Annotated in this window: 24 protein-coding genes; 16 read left to right on the forward strand and 8 right to left on the reverse strand. The window is 64.1% G+C overall.

Annotated features, from left to right (window positions below):
* Positions 1 to 94: 94 nt before the first annotated feature.
* The gene (locus tag JQ628_RS28470) at positions 95 to 886 is read left to right on the forward strand and encodes a Bax inhibitor-1/YccA family protein (RefSeq protein ID WP_212228078.1); all 792 of its coding nucleotides are present in this window, start codon (positions 95 to 97) and stop codon (positions 884 to 886) included.
* 84 nt (positions 887 to 970) lie between these two features.
* A complete protein-coding gene (locus JQ628_RS28475; RefSeq protein WP_212228080.1) occupies positions 971 to 1,516 on the forward strand; it encodes a GNAT family N-acetyltransferase in 546 nt (181 codons plus the stop codon).
* A gap of 125 nt (positions 1,517 to 1,641) precedes the next feature.
* Here the strand turns inward: JQ628_RS28475 and JQ628_RS28480 are convergent, their stop codons facing one another.
* The 3 genes from JQ628_RS28480 to acnA all read right to left on the reverse strand — a co-directional run bounded on the left by JQ628_RS28480 (position 1,642) and on the right by acnA (position 6,204).
* Positions 1,642 to 2,013 carry a DUF2794 domain-containing protein gene (locus JQ628_RS28480; protein WP_212228088.1) on the reverse strand — a complete coding sequence of 124 codons (372 nt, stop codon included), beginning with the start codon at positions 2,011 to 2,013 and terminating at the stop codon, positions 1,642 to 1,644.
* Positions 2,014 to 2,466: 453 nt separating this feature from the next.
* Positions 2,467 to 3,231 carry a DUF1223 domain-containing protein gene (locus JQ628_RS28485; protein WP_212228090.1) on the reverse strand — a complete coding sequence of 255 codons (765 nt, stop codon included), beginning with the start codon at positions 3,229 to 3,231 and terminating at the stop codon, positions 2,467 to 2,469.
* Positions 3,232 to 3,483: 252 nt separating this feature from the next.
* On the reverse strand, positions 3,484 to 6,204 hold the full coding sequence (gene acnA, locus JQ628_RS28490) for an aconitate hydratase AcnA (protein ID WP_212228093.1): 2,721 nt from the start codon (positions 6,202 to 6,204) through the stop codon (positions 3,484 to 3,486).
* Positions 6,205 to 6,436: 232 nt separating this feature from the next.
* On the opposite strand from acnA, the gene ccmA reads away from it, so the two are divergent.
* The 5 genes from ccmA to JQ628_RS28515 all read left to right on the forward strand — a co-directional run bounded on the left by ccmA (position 6,437) and on the right by JQ628_RS28515 (position 9,340).
* Positions 6,437 to 7,048, forward strand: coding sequence for a heme ABC exporter ATP-binding protein CcmA (gene ccmA, locus JQ628_RS28495; RefSeq protein ID WP_212228095.1), 612 nt, complete (start codon positions 6,437 to 6,439; stop codon positions 7,046 to 7,048).
* Positions 7,045 to 7,713 (forward strand): heme exporter protein CcmB, encoded by a 669-nt coding sequence (gene ccmB / locus JQ628_RS28500; protein ID WP_212228097.1) that lies wholly within the window; start codon positions 7,045 to 7,047, stop codon positions 7,711 to 7,713. Before ccmA ends, ccmB begins: the two co-directional genes overlap by 4 nt.
* A 75-nt stretch (positions 7,714 to 7,788) precedes the next feature.
* Complete coding sequence (locus JQ628_RS28505; RefSeq protein WP_212228099.1) at positions 7,789 to 8,580, forward strand: heme ABC transporter permease; 792 nt, start codon at positions 7,789 to 7,791, stop codon at positions 8,578 to 8,580.
* Positions 8,580 to 8,756: a heme exporter protein CcmD gene (gene ccmD, locus JQ628_RS28510; RefSeq protein ID WP_212228101.1), complete on the forward strand. Its 177-nt coding sequence runs from the start codon at positions 8,580 to 8,582 to the stop codon at positions 8,754 to 8,756. Before JQ628_RS28505 ends, ccmD begins: the two co-directional genes overlap by 1 nt.
* On the forward strand, positions 8,756 to 9,340 hold the full coding sequence (locus JQ628_RS28515; protein ID WP_212228103.1) for a DsbE family thiol:disulfide interchange protein: 585 nt from the start codon (positions 8,756 to 8,758) through the stop codon (positions 9,338 to 9,340). Before ccmD ends, JQ628_RS28515 begins: the two co-directional genes overlap by 1 nt.
* 417 nt (positions 9,341 to 9,757) lie before the next feature.
* Here JQ628_RS28515 and JQ628_RS28520 read toward each other — a convergent pair whose 3' ends face one another.
* Positions 9,758 to 10,360 carry a septation protein A gene (locus JQ628_RS28520; protein WP_212228215.1) on the reverse strand — a complete coding sequence of 201 codons (603 nt, stop codon included), beginning with the start codon at positions 10,358 to 10,360 and terminating at the stop codon, positions 9,758 to 9,760.
* Between the two features lie 128 nt (positions 10,361 to 10,488).
* On the reverse strand, positions 10,489 to 11,430 hold the full coding sequence (gene ftsY / locus JQ628_RS28525; RefSeq protein ID WP_212228106.1) for a signal recognition particle-docking protein FtsY: 942 nt from the start codon (positions 11,428 to 11,430) through the stop codon (positions 10,489 to 10,491).
* A gap of 28 nt (positions 11,431 to 11,458) precedes the next feature.
* Here ftsY and JQ628_RS28530 point away from each other — a divergent pair, with 28 nt between their 5' ends.
* Positions 11,459 to 12,181, forward strand: coding sequence for an RluA family pseudouridine synthase (locus JQ628_RS28530; RefSeq protein WP_212228108.1), 723 nt, complete (start codon positions 11,459 to 11,461; stop codon positions 12,179 to 12,181).
* Positions 12,182 to 12,272: 91 nt separating this feature from the next.
* Positions 12,273 to 13,403: a DUF2336 domain-containing protein gene (locus tag JQ628_RS28535; RefSeq protein WP_212228115.1), complete on the forward strand. Its 1,131-nt coding sequence runs from the start codon at positions 12,273 to 12,275 to the stop codon at positions 13,401 to 13,403.
* A 24-nt stretch (positions 13,404 to 13,427) separates the two neighbouring features.
* On the opposite strand, the gene mtaB is transcribed toward JQ628_RS28535, so the two are convergent.
* Positions 13,428 to 14,693, reverse strand: a complete 1,266-nt coding sequence (gene mtaB / locus JQ628_RS28540) for a tRNA (N(6)-L-threonylcarbamoyladenosine(37)-C(2))-methylthiotransferase MtaB (protein WP_212228130.1) — start codon at positions 14,691 to 14,693, stop codon at positions 13,428 to 13,430.
* Between the two features lie 4 nt (positions 14,694 to 14,697).
* Positions 14,698 to 15,564: a diaminopimelate epimerase gene (gene dapF, locus JQ628_RS28545; protein WP_212228145.1), complete on the reverse strand. Its 867-nt coding sequence runs from the start codon at positions 15,562 to 15,564 to the stop codon at positions 14,698 to 14,700.
* Between the two features lie 173 nt (positions 15,565 to 15,737).
* On the opposite strand from dapF, the gene JQ628_RS28550 reads away from it, so the two are divergent.
* Entirely contained in the window at positions 15,738 to 16,436 is a 699-nt protein-coding gene (locus tag JQ628_RS28550; protein ID WP_212228147.1) for a GyrI-like domain-containing protein, read from the forward strand.
* Entirely contained in the window at positions 16,433 to 17,149 is a 717-nt protein-coding gene (locus JQ628_RS28555) for an SIMPL domain-containing protein (protein ID WP_212228149.1), read from the forward strand. Before JQ628_RS28550 ends, JQ628_RS28555 begins: the two co-directional genes overlap by 4 nt.
* 139 nt (positions 17,150 to 17,288) lie before the next feature.
* Here the strand turns inward: JQ628_RS28555 and JQ628_RS28560 are convergent, their stop codons facing one another.
* Positions 17,289 to 18,350, reverse strand: a complete 1,062-nt coding sequence (locus tag JQ628_RS28560; protein WP_212228151.1) for an MBL fold metallo-hydrolase — start codon at positions 18,348 to 18,350, stop codon at positions 17,289 to 17,291.
* 476 nt (positions 18,351 to 18,826) lie between these two features.
* On the opposite strand from JQ628_RS28560, the gene ffh reads away from it, so the two are divergent.
* From ffh to rplS, 5 genes are all read left to right on the forward strand, one after another.
* A complete protein-coding gene (gene ffh, locus JQ628_RS28565; protein ID WP_212228153.1) occupies positions 18,827 to 20,371 on the forward strand; it encodes a signal recognition particle protein in 1,545 nt (514 codons plus the stop codon).
* Between the two features lie 86 nt (positions 20,372 to 20,457).
* A complete protein-coding gene (rpsP, locus tag JQ628_RS28570; protein WP_212228162.1) occupies positions 20,458 to 20,790 on the forward strand; it encodes a 30S ribosomal protein S16 in 333 nt (110 codons plus the stop codon).
* A gap of 179 nt (positions 20,791 to 20,969) precedes the next feature.
* Entirely contained in the window at positions 20,970 to 21,491 is a 522-nt protein-coding gene (gene rimM / locus JQ628_RS28575) for a ribosome maturation factor RimM (protein WP_212228164.1), read from the forward strand.
* A gap of 11 nt (positions 21,492 to 21,502) precedes the next feature.
* Entirely contained in the window at positions 21,503 to 22,222 is a 720-nt protein-coding gene (gene trmD / locus JQ628_RS28580) for a tRNA (guanosine(37)-N1)-methyltransferase TrmD (protein ID WP_212228166.1), read from the forward strand.
* Between the two features lie 109 nt (positions 22,223 to 22,331).
* Entirely contained in the window at positions 22,332 to 22,712 is a 381-nt protein-coding gene (gene rplS / locus JQ628_RS28585; protein WP_212228168.1) for a 50S ribosomal protein L19, read from the forward strand.
* Positions 22,713 to 22,908 lie beyond the last annotated feature (196 nt).

The following is a 22,908-nucleotide window of genomic DNA, read 5'->3' on the forward strand; positions in this document are numbered from 1 at the left end:
CATTTAATGTCGGCAAATCGCGGGTTTCTGAGATAGATTTCTTCCCGGCAGCGCAGGCCTTGCGTCGTGCCGGACAACCAGCGGGAATTCGACCATGTCGGACCTAGACCGTAACTATGCTTCCCCCTTCGGCCGGGCAGCCGGGCGTGTTGATGCCGCGACCGTCGATGCCGGCCTGCGCGCATATATGCTGCGCATCTACAACTACATGAGCATCGGACTGGCCATCACCGGCCTCGCCGCGCTCGGCGTCTACATGGGTGCGGTCACCACCGACCAGACCGCCGCCGCTGCGCGGTTCGGCAACGCCTACCTGACGCCGTTCGGCTACGCGCTGTATGTCAGCCCGCTGAAGTGGGTGTTCATCCTCGCGCCGCTCGTGATGGTGTTCGCGATCTCGTTCGGCATCAACCGCCTCAAGCCCGCCACGGCGCAATTGCTGTTCTGGGCATTCGCGGCGCTGATGGGCATTTCGCTGTCGTCGATCTTCCTGATCTACACGCACACCTCGATCGTGCGCGTGTTCTTCATCACCGCGGCGACCTTCGGTGCACTGAGCCTCTGGGGTTACACCACCAAGCGTGACATCAGCGGCATGGGCTCGTTCCTGTTCATGGGCCTGATCGGCATCATCATCGCGAGCCTGGTCAACCTGTTCCTGGCGAGCTCGATGCTCCAGTTCATCGTCTCCGTGGTCGGCGTACTGGTGTTCGCGGGCCTCACCGCCTGGGATACCCAGCGGCTGAAGAACGACTACATCTACGGCTATGCCTCGCAGGGCGGTGACATTGCCGAGCGTGCGGCGATCTCCGGCGCACTCTCGCTGTACCTGAACTTCATCAACCTGTTCACGCTGCTGCTACAGCTCCTCGGCCAGCGCGACTAAGCGCCGAGCGGAGAGACAAGATAGAAGCCCCGGCCCTCGCGCCGGGGCTTTTCTTTTGTGGAGAGCGAAAATAGTCTCGCCGCCATGTCCGCTCCCGAAATCCGGCCCACCATCGAGGCCGACCTTCCCGCCATCACGGAAATCTACGAACACGCCGTCCGCCACGGCACCGCGACGTTCGAGCTGATCCCGCCGGATCTTGCTGAGATGACGCGCCGTTTTCGCGCGCTGATCGATGGCGGCTTTCCCTATTTCGTCGCCGAGGTAGAGGGCGAAGTCGTCGGCTACGCCTATGCCGGTCCCTACCGGCCGCGGCCGGCCTATCGTTTCACGGTGGAGAATTCGGTGTACCTGCGGCCCGCGATTCACCGCCGGGGCATCGGCCTATCGCTGATGCAGCGGCTGATCGCCGAATGCGAGGCGCGCGGCTATCGCCAGATGATCGCGGTGATCGGCGATTCCGCCAATGCCGGGTCGATCGGCGTTCATACCAGATGCGGCTTCCAGATGATCGGGACACACCCTAATGTCGGCCTCAAATTCGGCCGCTGGCTGGATACCGTGATGATGCAGCTCGCGCTCGGCGAGGGCGCGGCGACCGTGCCGGGGAATGAGCATGGAGCGCGGTAGCCGCTCTCAACCCTCATGGTGAGGAGCGCGAAGCGCGTCTCGAACCATGAGGCCCCCGATGTCGCCTGTGGCCCATCCTTCGAGACGGCGCTGACGCGCCTCCTCAGGATGAGGGGTGTTCGTGGTCACACCACCGCCAGCTTGCGGTCGATCACCAGCAGCACACGATCGAGCTCGTGCCCGCGGCGCAGGATCAGCCCGGTGGCCGAGATCACGCTGTACATGCCCTGCTTGCGGGCGAGCCGCGGATCCTTCTCGATGCGATAGAGCGGAACTTCGGACGAGCGGCGGAACACCGAGAACACCGCGCGGTCCTTCAGGAAGTCGATGGCATAGTCGCGCCATTCGCCATCGGCGACCATGCGGCCGTAGAGATTGAGGATGCGGTTAAGTTCGAGACGGTTGAACGTGACGCGGTTGGGTGGAGGGTTCGCAGCGGCAGGCCGGGCCGCTGCGCGAAGTTCGCTTGGATCGATGTCCTCCGAAATAATGCTCATGGAGCGCCTCCAATCAGCTCAGGCACAAAGGCCAGCGCCGCGCCGCCGGGCTGGTTCAAGCCTGATGTCATCCGGGTGACATGATTGCGCCGACGGCTTCCGGCCGCAAGGGGCGCGTTGAAAATACCCGAAAAGCGCGGCGATTTGGCCAAGTGCCCGTGGAACTACGGGTCACGGGATCGTTAGCCGAATCTTATTGCTGCCCCACTTCCGCCAACCGCCCGCCCCTCTGAATTGCGAGAAAGAATCACTGCGTTGGCCCGGTCCTTTCGGTTCCGGATTCCTCAGCCCCCAGCCCCCCGGGGCCGTCGGGATCGGGCCTGTCGCAGGGGAGTAAAATCCCGAGACTGGAGGACCAACGTGAGTTGGTCCTTTTTTCGTTTTGGGAGTCACGCAACGTCGCGCTTCGCCTGGACCTTGTAGCCAAACGACGTTAGCTGAAAATTCCGCGGATCAGTGAAGCGACGTGTAAGCCGCGCCCAGCATCGGCCCCGGCTTGTCGCGATTGCCGTCCTGCACATAGACCACCGCTGCATCGACGCCATCGCGCGAGATGTTTTCGAGCGGCACCGTCCAGCTTCCTGAACTGCCGTTCCAGTCGCCGACCTTGAGCAGGTTGCGCACCACGTTGTGGTAGGTGACTTCGCGGCCGCGATTTTCGCCGCGCGAAATCGTTATCGGCACGGCCTTTGCGACCGAGCAGAGCCACACTTCGCCATGAGCCGTAGCGGTCGCGCCCTTGGCGGCTTCAACGGAGACCGTGAGCTGCTTGCCGGACACGCTCATCTTGACCGGCACACTCATTACGCCGTCGGCCTTTTTGGTTTCGATCATCGCGCCTTCGATGCTGGCGCGGTCGCTGCCGATCACATGCTTCGACCCGTTGACGACCGCTTGCGGCGTGTAGACGTCGCGATCGCCGCGCATGCGCGAATAGGCCTTTTGCCGCGCGCTGAAGCGCGAGTCCGCCAGCGTGTCCTTCCAGCCAAGATAATCCCAGTAATCGATCGGCAGGCTGAGCGCGATCACACCCGGGTCCTTCGCAAGCTCGCCGATGATCTGATCGGCCGGCGGACAGGACGAACAGCCCTGCGACGTGAACAGCTCCACCACCGCGCGGGGCTCTGCATGCGCGGGACGCGCCACCACAACGATCGCGCATACGCCGAGCGCGCCCGACCATCGCGAAATCGAACTATAGGCCATCATCGCTGTCATTCCGTGAACCGTATCGCCGCCGTTAATGATCCGTATTCTTACGGGTCCCTCCGGACCCTTAACGCGCGAAGGCGGCCCTTGATAGGCCGCCTTCTTTTCTCTCGCTACTCACTTCGAAGTGAGCCACCGATCACAAATCCGCGTTGGAGCATGATCCGGAAAAAGCCTGCCACGCACCTGATGCGTGGTGAGACCGGGCTTCCCTCGCAACAAACGCAAGCGTTTGCACGGAGATCATGCTCAAACAAGGGACTAGGCCGCCAGCTTGCGCAGCACGTAATGCAGGATGCCGCCGTTGCGATAGTAATCGAGCTCGTCGAGCGTATCGATCCGGCAGAGCAACGGCACGCGTTGCAGTGCACCGTCGTTCGAGACGATTTCCGCCGTCAGGATCTGGCGCGGCTTCAGATCGCCCTGTAGGCCTCGAATAGTCACCTTCTCGTCGCCCTTCAGCCCGAGCGACGTCCAGGAGGTGCCTGGCTCGAAGGTCAGCGGCAGCACGCCCATGCCGACCAGGTTGGAGCGATGGATGCGCTCAAAGCTCTGGCAGATCACGGCGCGGACGCCGAGCAGGCGGGTGCCCTTGGCGGCCCAGTCGCGCGAGGAGCCGTTGCCGTATTCGGCGCCGGCAAACACCACCAGCGGCACGCCCTCGGCCTGATACTTCATCGCGGCGTCGTAGATCGACATCTGCTCGCCGTCGGGCCAGTGCTTTGTGAGGCCGCCTTCCGGGATGTTGCCGTCGGCGCCCTTGAGCATGAAATTCTTGATGCGGATGTTGGCAAACGTGCCGCGCATCATGATCTCGTGGTTGCCGCGACGCGTGCCGTACTGGTTGAAGTCGGCGGGACGCACCTGGTGCTCGCTGAGGAATTTGCCGGCAGGCGAAGTCAGCTTGATCGAGCCGGCCGGCGAGATGTGGTCGGTGGTGATCTTGTCGCCGAACATCGCGAGGATGCGCGCGTCGATCACGTCGGTGATCGGCTCCGGCGTCTTCTTCATGCCTTCGAAGTAAGGCGGGTTCTGCACATAGGTCGACGACATATTCCAGCGATAGGTCTCGCTTTCGGTGGTCTTGATCTTGCGCCAGTTGGTGTCGCCCTTGAAAACGTCGGCATACTTCTTCTTGAAGATCGTCGCGGTGACGTACTTCTTCATGAAAGCGTTGATTTCCTTGGTGGTCGGCCAGATGTCCTTCAGATAGACCGGCTTGCCGTCCTTGCCGGTGCCGATCGGCTCGACCGCGAGATCCTTGGTCACGGTGCCGGCGAGCGCGTAAGCGACGACCAGCGGCGGCGAGGCCAGATAGTTGGCCTGCACGTCCGGCGAGACGCGGCCTTCAAAGTTGCGGTTGCCCGACAGCACGGCGGCAGCGACGATGCCGTTGTCGTTGATCGACTTCGAAATCTCCTCCGGCAGCGGGCCGGAATTGCCGATGCAGGTGGTGCAGCCGAAGCCGACGAGGTTGAAGCCGACCTTGTCGAGATCGGTCTGCAAGCCGGAATTGGCGAGATATTCCGCCACCACCTGGCTGCCCGGGGCCAGCGAGGTCTTTACCCACGGCTTGGCCTTGAGGCCCTTGGCGGCCGCGTTGCGCGCGAGCAGGCCGGCGCCGATCAAGACGCTCGGATTCGAAGTGTTGGTGCAGGAGGTGATCGCCGCGATCACGACATCGCCATGGCCGAGATCGAAATCGCGGCCTTCGACCGCGTAACGATGCGAGGCGTCGTCGCCCTTCTTGTATTCGCTGGTCATCGCCGAGGAGAAGCCGGTGGCGACCGCCGGCAGCGCGACACGGCCTTCGGGACGCTTCGGTCCGGCCATCGACGGCACGACGTCGGCAAGATCGAGCGTCAGCGTGGTGGTGAAGACTGGATCGGGCGATTTGGCGGTGCGGAACAGCCCTTGCGCCTTGGCATAGGCGGAGACCAGCGCGACGCGCGGCGCGGCACGGCCGGAGGTCTTCAGGTAATCGATAGTCGCGGCGTCAACCGGGAAGAAACCGCAGGTCGCGCCATATTCCGGCGCCATGTTGCCGATGGTCGCTTTGTCCGCGACCGAGAGATAATCGAGACCGGGCCCGAAGAATTCGACGAACTTGCCGACCACGCCCTGCTTGCGCAGCATCTGCGTCACCGTCAGCACGAGGTCGGTCGCGGTGACACCTTCCTTGAGCGCGCCCTTGAGCTTGAAGCCGACCACTTCCGGCAGCAGCATCGACAGCGGCTGGCCGAGCATGCAGGCTTCCGCCTCGATGCCGCCGACGCCCCAGCCGAGCACGGCAAGGCCGTTCACCATCGTGGTGTGCGAATCGGTGCCGACGAGCGAGTCCGGATAGGCGACCTCGAAGGTGCCGGTCTTCTTGCCGACCGTCATCTTCTCTTTCTTCGTCCAGACGGTCTGGGCGAGATATTCGAGATTGACCTGGTGGCAGATGCCGGTGCCGGGCGGCACGACGGAGAAGTTCGAAAACGCCTTCTGGCCCCACTTCAAAAATTCGTAGCGTTCCTGGTTCTGCTTGTATTCCTCGACCACGTTCTTGGCGAAGGCCTTGTTGTCGCCGAAGAAGTTCACGATCACGGAGTGGTCGATAACGAGATCGACCGGCACCAGCGGGTTGATTTTTTCGGCATCGCCGCCGAGCTGCTGCATGGCGTTGCGCATGGCGGCGAGATCCACCACCGCCGGCACGCCGGTGAAATCCTGCATCAGGACGCGCGCCGGGCGGAAGGCGATCTCATGCTCGAGCTGCCGCTTCCTCAGCCACTTCGACACCGCGACGATGTCTTCCTTCTTGACGGTGCGGCCGTCCTCATTGCGCAGCAGGTTCTCCAGCAGCACCTTCATCGAATAGGGCAGCTTCGAAATTCCCTTCAGACCATTCTTCTCCGCCGTGGGCAGGCTGTAATAGACGTAGGTCTTGGCGCCGACCTTGAGGGTCTTGCGGCATTTGAAGCTGTCGAGAGAGGTCATGTGAGGAAATCCCAATTGATCGTAGCACCCGATAGGGTATTAAAGTACCGCTAAGCGGATTGGCCTGATTTGCTTGCAGCCGCGGAACATGTGCTGCATCAAGTTCCGGGTATAGAATCTTTCTATTGTGATCGCCACACTCACGATTGCGCTGCGGCATTGCAGACCCACAAATTCTGCTGCGCTACCCCAAGAATTTCTGGGGCAAATCAGAGGGCTGTAAAGAGGCAAGATGCGGCTCTCGGGGCGCGGTGTCAGATGTGTGCGGGGCGGCCGCGAGGTGTTTTCCAGCCTCGATTTCGAGGCAGCGTCCGGCGAAGCCGTGGCCGTCACCGGCCCCAACGGCGCGGGCAAGACCTCGCTGCTGCGGCTGATCGCGGGCCTGCTGGCGCCCGCCGGCGGGAGCATCGATCTGGAGGGCGGCGAGGCCGAGCTCACCTTGCCCGAACAGGCGCATTACCTCGGCCATCGCGATGCGCTGAAGCCGGCCTTAAGCGTTCTGGAAAATCTTTCCTTCTGGCGGGATTTTCTCGGCAGCAGTGGTGATGCCGGCCAGAACCTCGCCCGGGTCGGGCTCGATCATGCCATGCATCTGCCGGCTGCATTCCTCTCGGCGGGACAGCGGCGGCGGCTTTCGATCGCGCGCCTGCTCAGCGTGCGCCGGCCGGTCTGGCTGCTGGACGAGCCGACCTCGGCGCTCGATGCGGCCGGCCAAGCGATGTTTGCGGGCGTGATGCGGGAGCATCTTGCCGCGGGCGGGCTGATTGTAGCTGCCACGCATGCGCCGCTCGGGATCGAGGCCAGGGAATTGCGGATGGAATTGCGGATCGGAGGCGCGGCGTGACGGCGCTGGCTGCCCTCATTCGCCGGGATGTCCGCATCGCCCTGCGCGTTGGCGGCGGGGCGCTGATCGGCGTGCTGTTCTTCCTGACGGTGGTGGTGCTGATGCCGTTCGCGATCGGGCCGGATATTCCGCTGCTGACGCGGCTGGGGCCGGCGATCCTCTGGCTTGGCGCGCTGCTCGCCAGCCTGCTCACGCTCGACCGGCTGTTCATGGCCGACCACGAGGACGGCTCGCTCGACCTGATCGTGATGGGACGGACGCCGCTGGAACTCGCCTGCGCCGCCAAAGCGCTGGCGCACTGGCTGGCCGCCGGGCTACCCCTCGTCGTGGCAACGCCAGTGCTGGGGCTGCTGCTCAATCTCGACGCCACCGCCACCTCGGCGGTGGCGCTCACGCTGCTGGTGGGAACTCCGGCGCTGACCTTTACCGGCATGATCGGCGCCGCGCTGGCGGTGACGCTCCATCGCGGCGGGCTATTGCTGGCCGTGCTGGTGCTGCCGCTGTCAGTGCCCGTGCTTATATTCGGCGTGGCCGCCTCGCAGGCGGTGATCGTGGGCCCGACGCCGTTTGGAACCCCGTTTTCGATCCTCTGCGCCATCTCGCTGGTGAGTTTCGTGGTCGGACCGTTTGCCGCAGCCGCGAGCCTCAAACACGGACTCGACTGATTTGACGCCGATCAACTCTTACCGAGACGCTTTGGGCCAATTGCTTGCGGCGGCCAGCCCCATTATCAGGATGCCATGACGCTGATCGACCTTGCCAATCCGACACGTTTTCTCGCGCTGACGGCGCGCGTGTTGCCGTGGCTGATCGCGGCCACAGCGATCCTGCTCGCGGCCGGGCTCTATCGATCCGCGCTGGCGCCGGACGACTATCAGCAGGGCGCCACCGTCAAGATCATGTTCATCCACGTGCCCAACGCCTGGCTATCGATGTTCGTCTGGGGCGTGATGAGCATCGCCTCGCTCGGCACGCTGGTGTGGCGGCATCCGCTCGCCGATGTTGCAGCGAAGGCGGCAGCCCCGATCGGCGCGGCCTTCACGTTCCTGGCGCTGGTGACGGGCTCGCTATGGGGCCGGCCGATGTGGGGCACCTATTGGGAATGGGATGCGCGGCTGACTTCCGTGCTGGTGCTGTTCTTGATGTATCTCGGCCTGATCGCGTTGTGGCGCGCGGTCGAGGATCCCTCGCGCGCGGCGCGCGCGGCTGCCGTGCTGACGCTGGTCGGCGCGATCAACATTCCGATCATCAAGTTTTCGGTCGACTGGTGGAACACGCTGCACCAGGGTGCCTCCGTGTTCCGGGCGGACGGCCCGACCATGGACCGCGCGTACCTGATCCCGCTGCTGATCATGGCGGTGGCGTTTACGCTGTTGTTCGTGACGCTGCACCTGGCGGCGATGCGCAACGAGATCCTGCGGCGGCGGGTGCGCAGCTTGCAGATGATGCAGGCGAGCCGCGTGGCGTTTTCCAGCGAAACGGGCGCCGGTTCGCGTGAAGCAACCGCGTCAAAACAGACCGGAGCAGCATGATGTCGCTCGGTCCGTACGCCTCCTTCATCGCGACGTCCTATGCGCTGGTGACGGCCGTGGTGCTGATCCTGATCGGCTGGATCGCGCTCGACTACCGCAACCAGAAGGCCCGTTTGCGCGAACTGGAAGCAAGCGGCATCGCGCGGCGCTCCGGCCGCGGCGCAACGGATTTCTGATGAGCACGCCCGTAACCGACGCCCCGCCGCGCAGCCGGCGCTGGCTGGTGGCGCTGCCGCTGATTTTCTTTGCGATCCTCGCGGCGCTGTTTCTGGTGCGGCTCTATGGCGGCGATCCCTCAAAACTGCCGTCGGCGCTGATCGGCCGACCTGCGCCGCAGACCGCATTGCCGGCACTGCCCGGCCTGGTGCGAGACGGCGTGCAAGTGCCCGGACTCGATCCCGCCGACTTCAAGGGCAAGGTCAGCGTCGTCAATGTGTGGGCGTCCTGGTGCGTGCCGTGTCACGACGAGGCGCCGCTGCTGACCGAGCTCGGCAAGGACAAGCGCCTGCAACTCGTCGGCATCAACTACAAGGATTCGCCCGACAACGCCCGCCGCTTCCTTGGCCGCTACGGCAATCCGTTCAACATCGTCGGCGTCGACGGCAACGGCCGCGCCTCGATCGAATGGGGCGTCTACGGCGTGCCGGAAACGTTCATCGTCGGCCGCGACGGCACCATCGTCTACAAGCTGGTGGGGCCGGTGACGCCTGCAAATTTCGATCGCGTGCTGAAAGCCGAGATCGAGAAAGCGTTGAAATAATACTCTCCGTCATTCCGGGGCGTGCGAAGCACGAGCCCGGAATCCATACGCCGTGACCGTTGTTGTCGGAAAGACAAGTCAACGACCTTCTTTAGCCAATGTCCGCCTGTGGTTATGGATTCCGGGCTCGCGCCAAGTGGCGCGCCCCGGAATGACCGAGAGAGTCGTTACAGAAAAATAATGCGCGTTTAGCTGCCGTTCATTTCACGGCCATCCGGACGACATGATCGCGGACAGAATCAATCCTACCCAGCGCGGCGGGTGGGGGAAGTCTGTCACAGAGTTTGCGTCGTGACGGCGGCCCCCACCCTGTTTTTCTTGAGCATGATCTCCGCGCAAACGCTTTGCGTTTGTCGCGAGGGAAAACCGGCATCCACCCCGCATCAAGTGCGGGGCAGGCCTTTTCCGGATCATGCTCTATCCCTTCCTGATGTCGCCCGCTTCGGCTTCGCTGGTTTCCAGCGACGCCGGCTCCAGATGATAGCGCTTGACCAGCGGCATCTGGCTGACGGCAAAGGCCATGGTCAGCGGCAACACGCCGAATGCCTTGAAGCCGACCCAAAAATCCGTGCTCTGCGTGCGCCAGACGATCTCGTTCAGGATCGCCATCGCGACAAAGAACAGCGTCCATCGCATGGTGAGGATGCGCCATCCCGCGGGCGTCAGGTTGAACACCTGATCGAACATGATCGCGATGAAGGAGCGGCCGAACAGCAGCCCGCCGCCGAGCACGGCGGCGAACAGGCCGTAGACGATGGTCGGCTTCATCTTGATGAAGGTCTCATCGTGCAGCACCAGCGTCAGCGTGCCGAACACCAGCACGACCACGCCGGTGACCAGCGCCATGATCGGCACGTGCTTCGTCACTACATAGGACGCGATCATCGCCGCCACGATCGCCACCATGAACGCGCCGGTCGCGGCGAACAGGTTGAATTTTGCGTTCACGGCAAAGAAGACGATCAGCGGACCGAGCTCGGTCGCGAGCTTGAACAGCGGATGCGGCTGGGTCTTGTCCATCATTGGTCCATCAAATCTCGTCTGCCGCCATCCTTCGAGACGGCGCTTCGCGCCTCCTCAGGATGAGGACTTCCGTATCTCTCCCTCATCCTGAGGAGCGCGCTCTTGCGCGCGTCTCGAAGGATGAGTCACTCGATTCCCGCGATCGCCTTCGCAAAATCACGTGCGGTGAACGGCGCAAGATCGTCGATGCCTTCGCCGACACCGATGAAATGCACCGGCAGTTTGTGCTTCTCGGCCAGCGCGACCAGAATGCCGCCGCGCGCCGTGCCGTCGAGCTTTGTCATCACGAGACCCGTGACGCCAGCGGTACGATGAAATGCCTCGACTTGCGACAGCGCATTTTGTCCCACCGTGGCATCCAGCACCAAGAGCACCGCATGCGGCGCCGACGCGTCGACCTTGCGGATGACGCGCACGACCTTTTCGAGCTCGTTCATCAGCTCGGCCTTGTTCTGCAAACGGCCGGCGGTGTCGATCAGCAGCACATCCTTGCCCTGCTCTTTCGCTGCGGTCAGCGCGTTGAAGGCGAGGCTTGCGGAATCGGAGCCTTGCGCGCCTGCAATCACCGGCACCTTGTTGCGCTCGCCCCAGACTTTTAGCTGCTCGATCGCCGCGGCACGGAAGGTGTCACCGGCGGCCAACATCACCTTGCGTCCGTCGGCCGAAAATTTCAAAGTGAGCTTGCCGATTGTCGTGGTCTTGCCGGAGCCGTTGACGCCGACCACGAGAATGACGAACGGCTTTTTCGCTGCGTCGATCTCGAGCGGCTTTGCCACCGGCGCCAGCACCTTTTCGACTTCGCTCGCCACCACGTTCTTCACTTCATCGGCCGAGATCGCTTTGTCGTAGCGTCCCTTGCCGACGGCTTCGGCAATGCGCACCGCTACTTCCGTGCCAAGATCGGCGCGCAGCAACACATCCTCGATATCGTCGAGCATGGCGCGGTCGAGTTTTCGCTTGGTGACGAGGTCGGCGACCGCAGAGCCGAGCGAACTCGATGTCCGCTTCAGCCCGCTGGAGAGCCGCCGCCACCAGCTCAATTTGGGGGCATCATGGGTATCGTTCATGTGGGGGACGTGTTAGCCGTTTCACGCCATGAGCGAAAGCCTTGACCGCCCCATCGATGTTCCCGAATTGACCGCGGACGAAATTCTGTCACGCGTGCTCCATCGCGACGGGCTGATGCTGATTATCGACAAGCCGGCGGGCCTGCCGGTGCATCGTGGCCCCAAGGGCGGCGCGAATCTGGAAGCCTCGTTCGACCATCTGCGCTTCGGCCTGCCGCGGCCACCGGTGCTGGCCCACCGGCTGGACAAGGATACGTCCGGATGCCTCGTGCTTGGACGGCACCGCAAGGCGACCGCCTCGCTTGGCCTGTTATTCAAGCACGGCAAGGTTTCAAAGACCTATTGGGCCGTGGTCGAAGGCGGGCCGGCCGAGGACGAAGGCACGGTCGATATGCCGCTTGGCCGCCTCAACGCCGAACGCGGCTGGTGGCAAAAGCCGGATCCCGAGGGACAAAAGGCCGTGACCAACTGGAAAGTGCTGGGACGCGGCGGCGGCGTTGCGTGGCTCGCCATGGAACCGGTCACCGGCCGCACCCATCAATTGCGCGTGCACACGTCCGCGATGGGCTGGCCGATCGTCGGTGACAATATCTACGGCAACGGCCCGCGTTTTGGCGAGCCGCGCCTGCACCTGCATTCGCGCGAGATCGGCGTGCCGATTTCCCGCAACAAGCCGCCGGTGCATGTGGTGGCGCCGGCGCCGGAGCATATGCGGGAGCGGCTACGCGCGTGCGGGTGGAACGGGGAATAGGCTTTCCCATTCCTTTACGGAACGTTCAGGCCTGACCGGTAGAACTGCAAATTGGCTTAGAACAAGCACCCGAATCGGCTCAGGATGAGTAATGCCTAATCATGGGCAAGCGATCGCCGATGAGATCGAGGCTGCGATCCGCGGCGGATCGACACAAAAGCGCCTGGACACCGCCAGACGCGTCACCAATCTTTTCCTGGCGTCCGCCGGCAGCTTCAACAATGAGCAGGTGGAGCTGTTCGACAATGTGCTCGAGCGCCTCGTCAAGGCGATCGAGCTGCGATCGATCGCCGACATCAGCGCCCGCATGGCGCTTACCGAGATAAGCACGCAGCTCGCGCCGATCGCCCAGGCGCCGCCATCCGTGATCGGCCATTTCGCAAGGCACGACGAAATCAGCATCGCTGCACCCGTCTTGCGGGAGTCCGCGCGCCTGAGCGAGGAAGACCTGATCGAGATCGCGGCAACCAAGAGCGAGCAGCATTTGCTGGCGGTCTCCGGCCGCTGGTGGCTGAAGGAAATTGTCACCGATGCGCTGCTGGGCCGCCAATATCCAAGCGTCAGCCGCCGCATCGTCGCAAATCCCGGCGCGCGGGTTTCCGCGTCAGGGTTTGCAATCATTGTGGGACAGGCGGAAACCGATACCGACCTCGCGGTTGAGGCCGGAATCCGGATGGACTTGCCCTCGGCGCTGCGCCGTCAGCTTCTGAGCAGTGCGACGGAAGAGGTTCGAACGCGGCTGTTGTCACGCGCGCCGCCCTATCTGTTCGAGGATATCCGCAACGCAATCGCAGCCGCGGCGGCCGGCGCCGATCGTGAAATGTCCAGGGTCCGCGACTTTGCCGCAGCGAGGGACTTTGTGGCGAAGCTGGCGGAAGCCGGCGAGCTCGACGAAGCGACGCTGTTCGAATTCGCCAGCCAGAAGCGGTATGAGGAGACGGTCGCCGCACTGGCGGAACTGTCGGAATCCGCCATCGAGGTCATCCGCCCGCTGATGCAAAGCCTGCGCGACGATGGCGTACTGGTTGCCTGCAAGGCGGCGGGCCTCACCTGGGATACGACGGCCGCCGTTCTGGAGTGCCGCTACTCGACGGGATCGCCCGATGCCGCTGAGCTGGCCAGGGCTAAGCTTCACTTCGCGCGGACGAGCACCGAAAATGCGCGGCGGATGCTGACGTTCTGGAAAGTGCGGTCGACACCGGCGGCTTCGCGGATGAATTGACCTGCGATCGCAACGCCAGCCGGCTCACACGGTGAGCCGCATGCCGTCATTCCCCGCCATCACAAACGATCGCACCGTCCCCGGGGCTTCGCCGTGGATTGCGACTGGGAGGAAATGTTCGGTGCGGCCTTGCTTGTCGCTTTCGATCAGCACCTCGCGCACCCTGCCGGTCTCCGCTTCCAGCCGCTTGCGTAGCGCCGCTTCACCCGTCAGGCGCAGGCGTTTCGCCCGTTCCCTGATCTCGACGCCCGGCACCTGCGGCATCCGCACAGCCGGCGTGCCCGGGCGCGGCGAATACGGAAACACGTGGAGGAAGGTGAGGCCGCACTCGTCCACGAGATCCTGCGAGCGTGAAAACATCTCTTCCGTCTCGGTCGGGAAGCCCGCGATGATGTCGGCGCCAAACGCGATGTCCGGCCGCAACCGCCGCACCTGATCGCAGAACGCGATCGCGTCTTGCCGCAGATGCCGCCGCTTCATCCGCTTCAGGATCATGTCATCGCCGGATTGCAGGGACAGATGCAGATGCGGCATCAGCCGCGCATCGTCCGCGATCACGTCGAGCAGATCGCGATCGGCCTCGATCGAATCGATCGACGAGATCCGCAGGCGCTTCAGCTCGGGAACATGCCGCAGGATCTGCTTGGTCAGCATGCCGAGTTTCGGCGCGCCCGGCAGATCGGCGCCGTAACTGGTGAGGTCAACGCCGGTGAGCACGATCTCGGCATGGCCGCGCTCCACCAGCGTCCGCACCTGATCAACCACCGCGCCCATCGGCACCGAGCGCGAATTGCCGCGGCCATAGGGAATGATGCAGAAAGTGCAGCGGTGATCGCAGCCGTTCTGCACCTGCACGAACACGCGCGGCAGACCGCGCTGATAGCCTTCGAGGAGATGCGGCGCCATCTCCCTGACCTGCATGATGTCGGCAACCGCGATCTTTTCGGTGTCGGCAATGCCGAAGCCGGCATCGAACGCTGCGCCCGTCTCGCGCCACGCCTCGCCCCGCATCTTCTCGTCATTGCCGAGAACGCGGTCGACCTCCTCCATCCCGGCAAACATTTTTGCCTGGGTCTGCGCCGCGCAGCCGGTGACGACGATGCGCAGTCCAGGCCGCTCACGCTTGATCCGCCGGATCGATTGCCGCGCCTGCGCGACAGCTTCGTTGGTGACGGCGCAGCTATTGATGACGATGGTGTCGGAAAGGCCCGCGCGCTCCGCCTCGCGCAGAATCACCTCGGATTCGAAGGCGTTGAGGCGGCAGCCAAAGGTGACGATCTCGACGCCCATGGTCTCAGGCGACGGAGGCGAACAGCGCCGGATCGAAGCGGCCTTCGTACTCGAAATCGGCGGTGCCGGTCATCAGCACGTGATCGTCGCGCTCGCGCCACTCGATCATGAGCTTGCCGCCGGGCAGCGTGATCTCCACCGTGCGGTTGGCGCGCTTGAGCCGCGCCGCCGCCACCGCGGTGGCGCAGGCCGCCGAGCCGCATGCCTTGGTCAGCCCCGCGCCCCGCTCCCAGGTGCGGATGGTGATGTGATCGCGATCGGCGACATGGGCGAGCGTGATGTTGGCGCGCTCCGGAAAGATCGGGTGATTTTCCAGCAGCGGCCCGAAGCGCTCGAGGTCGTAGGCGTTGACGTCGTCGACCCAGAAGATCGCGTGCGGATTGCCCATCGAGACGACGGAGGGCGAATGCAGCACTGGCGCATCGATCGGCCCGATCTGCAATTCGATATAGCGGGTATCGCGAAACTCTTCGGCCAGCGGAATGTCCTGCCAATCGAACTTTGGCGCGCCCATGTCGACGGTGTAGAGATCAGGCTCGGGACCCTGCCAGCAATTGAGCAGGCCAGCCCTGGTCTCGAAGGTGACCGCGGTCTGGCCGGTCTTCTCGAACAGGCGCCGCACCACGCAGCGCATGCCATTGCCGCAGGCGCCGGCTTCCGAGCCGTCATTATTGTAGATGCGAATGAAGGCCTCGGTGCCGGCAAGCCGCGGCGGTTGCAATACCATGAGCTGGTCATAGGGCACGCTGGCCGCGACCGCGCGCGCGGCATCCGCCGTCACCGCGGCCGGCGCGTCGCGCACATCGACGACGACAATCTCGTTGCCGATGCCGTTCATCTTGGCGAAGGCGTGGTTGGCGAGGCCGCTCATGGAATTACCTGATTTCTGCCTGCCTTATATGGCCAATGATGCCGGATTGACCAGCCCGCAGGCAGGCATGACGCATCTGTCATGGGACGAACGTCAGGCTTGCGTGTTAGGGATGAGCGGGCCGCACGGCAGGGGCACGACACGCCGGTGGCATGGGGACGATGGAGAACCGAATGAACCTTTCCCAGCCTTTCCGGATGGCTTTGATCGCGCTGGTTGCGGTCGCGCTGGGCGGCGCCGCATGGGCGCAATCGCCGGCGCCGGCGGCTTCTCCGACGCCCGCGCCGTCAGCCACGCCCGCCCCGGCCGCAAGCCCCTCCCCGGTGCCGCCGCCCGCCGAAACCAAGTCCCCGGCCGACACGCCCGCCGCCCAGGCGCCTGCTCCCTCTGCGCCCGCCCCGGTGCAGGCGGCCGATCCCTTCGGCGAGGAGTTTTCGCTGGAATCGAAGAAGGTGGTGGTCATGCGGGGCAAGGCCAATTGGGACGCTGCCTTCGACAGCCTGATCGATTCCTTCAAGGCGCTGGCGGCCGTGCTCGACAAGCAGGGCGTCAAGCCCGCCGGCAATGTGATGGTGGTCTACACCTCGACGGACGATACCGGCTTTACCTTCCTCGCCCAGGTTCCGGTCGAGCAGGACGTGAAAAACCTGGCCAAGGACATGAGCATGGGCAAATCGCCCGACGGCAAGGCGCTGAAATTCGTCCACCGCGGGTCCTACGACAACATGGACAACACCTATGAGGCGATCACCAATCACCTCGAGGAGAAGAAGCTGGAAGCCAAGGATACCTTTATCGAGGAATATCTCACCGATCCGCTCAAGACCGCGGAGGACAAGCTGGTGATCAACGTCTATGTGCCGCTGAAATGACCAGACAGTTTTTCTCACACGTTATTGCGCTTGCAACGCTCGCTTTTGTTGCGGCGCCGGCCCTCGCGCAGAACCCGCCGCCGGCGATCTCGGTGAGCGGCGAAGCCAGCGTTTCGGCCGCGCCTGACCTCGCGCAGGTCGAGGGCGGCGTGACGTCGGAAGCCAAGACCGCGCGCGAGGCAGCCGATGCCAACAATGCTGCGATGGGCAAGGTGCTGCTGGCGCTGAAAGGCGCCGGAATCGACGAGAAGGATTACCAGACCTCGCGGCTGTCGCTCTCGCCGACATTTGCGCAGCCACCGCCGAACCGTGCCGGACCGCCGCAGATCACCGGCTACCGCGCCGGCAATCGCGTCATCATCAAGGTGCGCGACATCACCAAGGTCGCCAACGTGATCGATGCGCTGGTCGGCGCCGGCGCCAACGAGATCGGCGGCATCAATTTTATTGTGACACAGGCCTCGAAAGCGCTCGACGAAGCCCGCACCAAGGCCATCGCCGACGCGCGCCGCAAGGCGGAGATTTATGCCAAGGCGGCGAACGTCACGCTCGGCGAGCCGATCAGCATTTCGGAAGAAGGCGCCGCGCCCCCGCCGGTGTTCCGCGGCAAGGTGGCGGCACCGATGGCGATAGCGCCGACGCCGGTCGCTCCGGGTGAAGAGATGCTGTCGGTCACGGTCAACGTGACCTGGGCGATCAAGGCGGCGCAGTAAAACTCCGCCGTCGTCCCTGCGAAAGCAGGGACCCATAGCCATAATTGCTCGTTGTTAAAAAAAGCCGGCTGCCACTGCGCCTCAAGATGGGCCGCGGCGTATGGGTCCCGGTCGCGCTTCGCTTGCCCGGGACGACGAGTTAAATCTCGAACACCTGCCCCGGCTTCAGCGCCGCGAACTTGTCCCGCGCTATCTCTGCCTCATCCAGCGCCTCGCCGAGCGCGACGACAGGCGCATCGATCGCTTCGTCCGTGAGCTGGAACGTGCCGTAATGATGCGCCAGCGCCTGCTCGGCGCCGCAATCGACCAGTGCCTTCACTGCATCCGACGGATTCATGTGCTGGTCGCGCATGAACCAGCGCGGCTCGTAGGCGCCGATCGGAAGGATCGCCAGCCGCAACGGGCCAAACGCTTCGGCGACGCGCCGGAAATGCGTGCCGTCGCCGTAGCTGGAATCGCAGACGATGTAGAGTTTGCCCGCCGGCGTCTCCAGCACGAAGCTGGCCCACAGCGCCTTGTTGCGGTCGAACAGCCCGCGAGCCGACCAGTGCCGCGTCGGCACCAGCGTCACCGCAACGCCATTGCCGAGTTCGACGCGATCCTTCCAGTCGAACGCTTCCGTCTTGATGGCGGGATCGGCATCGCGCATGGCGATGTCGTTGCCGAGTGGCGTGATCACGCGCGGCGAGAATTTTGCGGCGAGCCGCGACAGCGTCGGGATATCGAGATGGTCGTAATGTCCGTGCGACACCAGCGCGACGTCGATGTCGGGCAGAGCGTCGAAGGCGATGCCGGGAGCACAGTGCCGCTTCGGTCCCGCAAAGCTCACCGGCGAGACGCGCATCGACCACACGGGATCGACGAGGATGTTGAGGCCGGCAGTCTGGATCAGCCAGCTCGCATGGCCGACAAAGGAAAGGCGCACCTTGCTGCCCTCGACGCGCGGCGGTGGCGTATCGGCATGCTCATTCACCACCCATTCGGGCCAGGCTGCGCGCTTGCGCTCGCCGAATTGCCAGCGCAGCACCTCGTCCAGTCGCTTCGGCGGCATGCCGTCGCGGTCGAAGAACCGCTCCCCGTCGAAATGATCGGAGATCGGGCCTTCATAGGTCTTCATGCGCGAAATCCAGACGGTCGGCGCGCCGACGGCGGCGGCGGTACCGGCAAGCAGGGCGAGAACGCGGCGGCGGGTGATGGACATGGTTGGAATCGGTGATGCTGAAACTGAGGAAATTATATGGGGCGGGCGTTGCCGCAGGGTACTCGGACCCGCCAATAAATTTGCCATTCGACAAATCCTGCATAATTACAATGCCTTACTACTCCTACTAAAATACCGCCAGTCGAGTTTCCTTGACTTTCGCAAGCTGCGGGTATTTAACCCCGCCACTTCTCGAAGAGGCTTTCTTTTCGATCCGCCGCCCGGTCCCTGAGGCCGGAGGCCAACGCCCGACAGCGCGATGCGCCCTCGGGCGTAAAACTGTTTGGACGGCCGTCTTGGCGCTCTTCGGCCAAGACATAGAGGTCGTCATCACCCGCGAAAGCGGGTGATCCAGTATCCCAGAGCAGCTCGGATTGAGCCGAGAAGCTGCGGCGTACTGGATACCCCGCTTTCGCGGGGTATGACGGGTGTGCGGAAGGCAGCACCTGCGACATGCAGGGCAAAGGACAACGGCATTGTTCGACAATCTGTCGGAAAGGCTTGGCGGCATCCTCGATCGTCTGACGGGGCGCGGTGCGCTGTCCGAAAAGGACGTCGATGCCGCGATGCGCGAGGTGCGCCGCGCGCTGCTGGAGGCCGACGTCTCGCTCGACGTTGTCAGAAGCTTCATCGACCGCGTGCGCGAGCAGGCGATCGGCGCCACCGTCGTCAAGTCGGTGACACCCGGCCAGATGGTGGTCAAGATCGTCCATGACGAACTGGTCGCCACGCTCGGCTCCGACGGACAGACCATCGACGTCAACGCCGTGCCGCCGGTGCCGATCATGATGGTCGGTCTGCAAGGCTCCGGCAAAACCACCACCACGGCAAAGCTGGCGCGCCGGCTCGTGCAGCGCGACAAGCGCAAGGTGCTGATGGCCTCGCTCGACGTCTACCGCCCCGCGGCGATGGAGCAGCTTGCGGTGCTCGGCCGCGATCTCGACATCCCGACGCTCCCGATCGTCGAGGGACAGAAGCCGCCGCAGATCGCCAAGCGTGCGCTGGAGGCTGGCAAGCTCGGCGGCTACGACATCGTGCTGCTCGACACCGCCGGCCGCACCACGCTCGACGAAGAGATGATGAAGGAAGCGGCCGACATCAAAGCCGTTGCCAATCCGCATGAAGTGCTGCTGGTCGCGGACTCCCTCACCGGCCAGGACGCCGTCAACCTCGCCCGCTCGTTCGACCAGCGCGTCGGCCTGACCGGCATCGTGCTGACGCGCGTGGACGGCGACGGCCGCGGCGGCGCGGCGCTGTCGATGCGCGCAGTGACCGGCAAGCCGATCAAGCTGATCGGCACCGGCGAAAAGACCGACGCACTCGAAGATTTCCATCCCTCGCGCATCGCGGGCCGTATCCTCGGCATGGGCGACGTCGTGTCGCTGGTCGAGCGCGCCGCCGCCAATATCGATGCGGAGAAGGCCGCGCGCACCGCCGAGCGGATGCGCAAGGGTCAGTTCGACCTCAACGACATGCGCGAGCAGCTTCAGCAGATGGCCAGCATGGGCGGCATCGGGGGCCTGATGGGCATGATGCCCGGCATCGCCAAGATGAAGAACCAGATCGCCGCCGCCGGGATCGACGACAGCATCCTGAAGCGCCAGGTCGCGATCATCGATTCGATGACGCGGCAGGAACGCAAGAATCCCGACATCCTCAAGGCCAGCCGCAAGAAGCGCATCGCCGCCGGTGCTGGCCAGAACGTCGAACAGGTCAACAAGCTCCTCAAGATGCACCGGAACATGGCCGACATGATGAAGGCCATGGGCTCCGGCAAGCGCGGCCCGCTCGCCGGCATCGCGCAGGCGATGGGATTTGGCGGAGGCATGAAGCCGCCCTCGCCGGAAGAGATGAAGGCGCTTCAGGAAAAAATGCAGAGCGGTGCCGGCGGTATGCCCGCGCTGCCGAAAGATCTTCCCGCTGGCCTGCGCTCGGGCCTGCCGAATTTGCCGGGGCTTACGGGCCTTTCCGGCAAGCCGACGCTGCCGGGACTCGGCGGCTTTCCGGGGAAGAAGAAATGACTCCCTTTCGTCATTGCGAGCAAAGCGAAGCAATGACGGCGTAACCGACCAACACACACTTCAATTCAACACTTAAGGAGAACTCAATGTCAGTCGTTATCCGCCTTGCGCGCGCGGGCACCAAGAAGCGCCCGGTCTATCACGTCGTCGTCGCCGACTCGCGCTTTCCGCGCGACGGCCGCTTCATCGAGCGTCTCGGCCACTTCAATCCGCTGCTGCCGAAGGACAATGAGTCGCGCCTCAAGCTCGACATGGACAAGGTGAAGTCCTGGCTCGCCAAGGGCGCGCAGCCCTCGGACCGCGTGTCGCGCTTCCTCGATGCGGCCGGGGTTGCCAAGCGCACCCCGCGCAACAACCCGGAAAAGGCCGTGCCGCGCAAGGAGCGCAAGGCGCAGGCCGAAGCCGCCGCCAAGGCGTAATTCGCAATGATCCGGGCCTCGTGCTTCGAGACGCACGGCATCCGCCGTGCTCCTCAGCATGAGGAGCTACTTTGGCTCTCCGCGGCCCGGTCTCTCTCTCCTCATCCCCGCGCAACGGTTTTGCCGTTGTCGCGCGAGGAGCGGCGTCTTCGCCGCGTCTCGAAGGATGAGGCCGGCTGATGGCACCGCCGATCTGCGTCGCCCGCATCGGCGCTGCGCATGGCGTGCGCGGCGCCGTCAAGCTGTGGACCTTCACCGAAGATCCACTGGCCGTGCAGGGCTACGGCCCGCTGATGACCAAGGACGGCGCGCGCCAGTTCGAGATCGCTGGCGTGCGCGAGGCCAAGGATCATCTGGTCGCGACCTTCAAGGGCGTTGCGACCCGTAACGATGCCGAAAAACTAAACGGCATCGAACTCTACGTGCCGCGCGAAAAATTGCCGGCAACCGATGACGACGAATATTACCACGCCGATTTGATCGGGCTTGCCGCAGTCAACGCCACTGACGAGCCGCTCGGCCGCGTCATCGCCATCCATAATTTCGGCGCCGGCGATATTATCGAGATCGCGCCACCCAAGGGCGCAACCCTCTTGCTGCCGTTCACCAATGCCGTGGTTCCGACCGTCGATCTCGCCGGCGGCCGCGTCGTGATCGAGCTGCCGCAGGAAATCGAGGGCGAAGAGCCCACGCTGACATAGCGGGGTTTGCAATGACCTGGCGCGCCACCGTCCTCACGCTGTTTCCGGAGATGTTTCCGGGGCCGCTTGGCGTCAGCCTGGCTGGCAAGGCGCTGGCCTCCGGCCTGTGGGCGCTGGAGGCTCGCGACATCCGCGCTTCCGCCACCGACAAGCATCGCAGCGTCGATGACACGCCGGCCGGCGGCGGGCCCGGCATGGTGCTGCGCGCCGATGTGCTGGCGGCCGCGATCGATGCCGCCGAGATCGCCCCGGATCGGCCGCGCCTGTTGATGAGCCCGCGCGGTCGGCCATTGACCCAGTCCCGCGTGATGGAACTCGCGGCCGGCTCCGGCCCGCTGATCGTTTGCGGCCGGTTCGAAGGCATCGACCAGCGGGTGATCGAGGCCCGCGGACTCGAGGAGGTTTCGGTCGGCGACTACGTGCTGTCCGGCGGCGAGATCGCCGCGATGGCGCTGATCGACGCCTGCGTCCGGCTGCTGCCCGGCGTGATGGGCAAGGAAGCTTCCGGCGCCGAAGAGAGCTTTGCCGAAGGATTACTGGAATACCCCCAGTATACCCGGCCCCAGGTCTTTGAAGGCCGAACCATCCCGGAAATCCTGACTTCCGGGGATCACGCCAAGGTCGCGGCCTGGCGCAGGGCCGAGGCCGAGGCCCTGACCCGCTCCCGGCGGCCGGATTTGTGGGCCCTTAACGCTCGCCAAAAACGCCCAAAAAACACGACAGACGGGTGACAAGCGCGCTCCGATGCCTTATACGGGCGCCAAATCCGCATACGCGCAGGATAGATGGACGATAGCGCAGCCCCCGAAATGGCTGGGCGCGCCGCCGATGGAGATTTCTATGAACCTCATTCAGCAGCTCGAAAAAGAGCAGTTCGACAAGCTCTCCGCCACCAAGGAGATTCCGGAATTCGCGCCGGGCGACACCGTGATCGTCAACGTGAAGGTGGTCGAAGGCGAGCGCACCCGCGTGCAGGCCTATGAAGGCGTCTGCATCGGCCGCTCCGGCCAGGGCCTCAACGAGAGCTTCACCGTTCGCAAGATCTCCTATGGCGAAGGCGTCGAACGCGTCTTCCCGGTGATGTCGCCGATGATCGACTCGATCAAGGTGGTGCGCCGCGGCAAGGTCCGCCGCGCCAAGCTCTATTACCTGCGCAACCTGCGCGGCAAGTCGGCCCGCATCGTCGAAAAGACCGAGCGCGCCGCCGCCGTCGGCGAGTAAGTTTCCTCACACGAGCGTGTGACGAAAAGCGCGGGGCTTGCCCCGCGCTTTTTTGTTGCGGGTTCCTATATCTCCCGGTGCGCCGCATAACCGATTGATTGCGGCCATCTCTGTGTTAGAAATTTAAAATGGTTCCAGATCAGACCAGCCCCGCCTGCCGGCGCGTCGCACCCATCGTGATCGACGATCGCTCGCG

The sequence above is a fragment of the Bradyrhizobium lablabi genome, assembly GCF_018129385.1.
GTDB classification, from domain to species: domain Bacteria; phylum Pseudomonadota; class Alphaproteobacteria; order Rhizobiales; family Xanthobacteraceae; genus Bradyrhizobium; species Bradyrhizobium lablabi_C.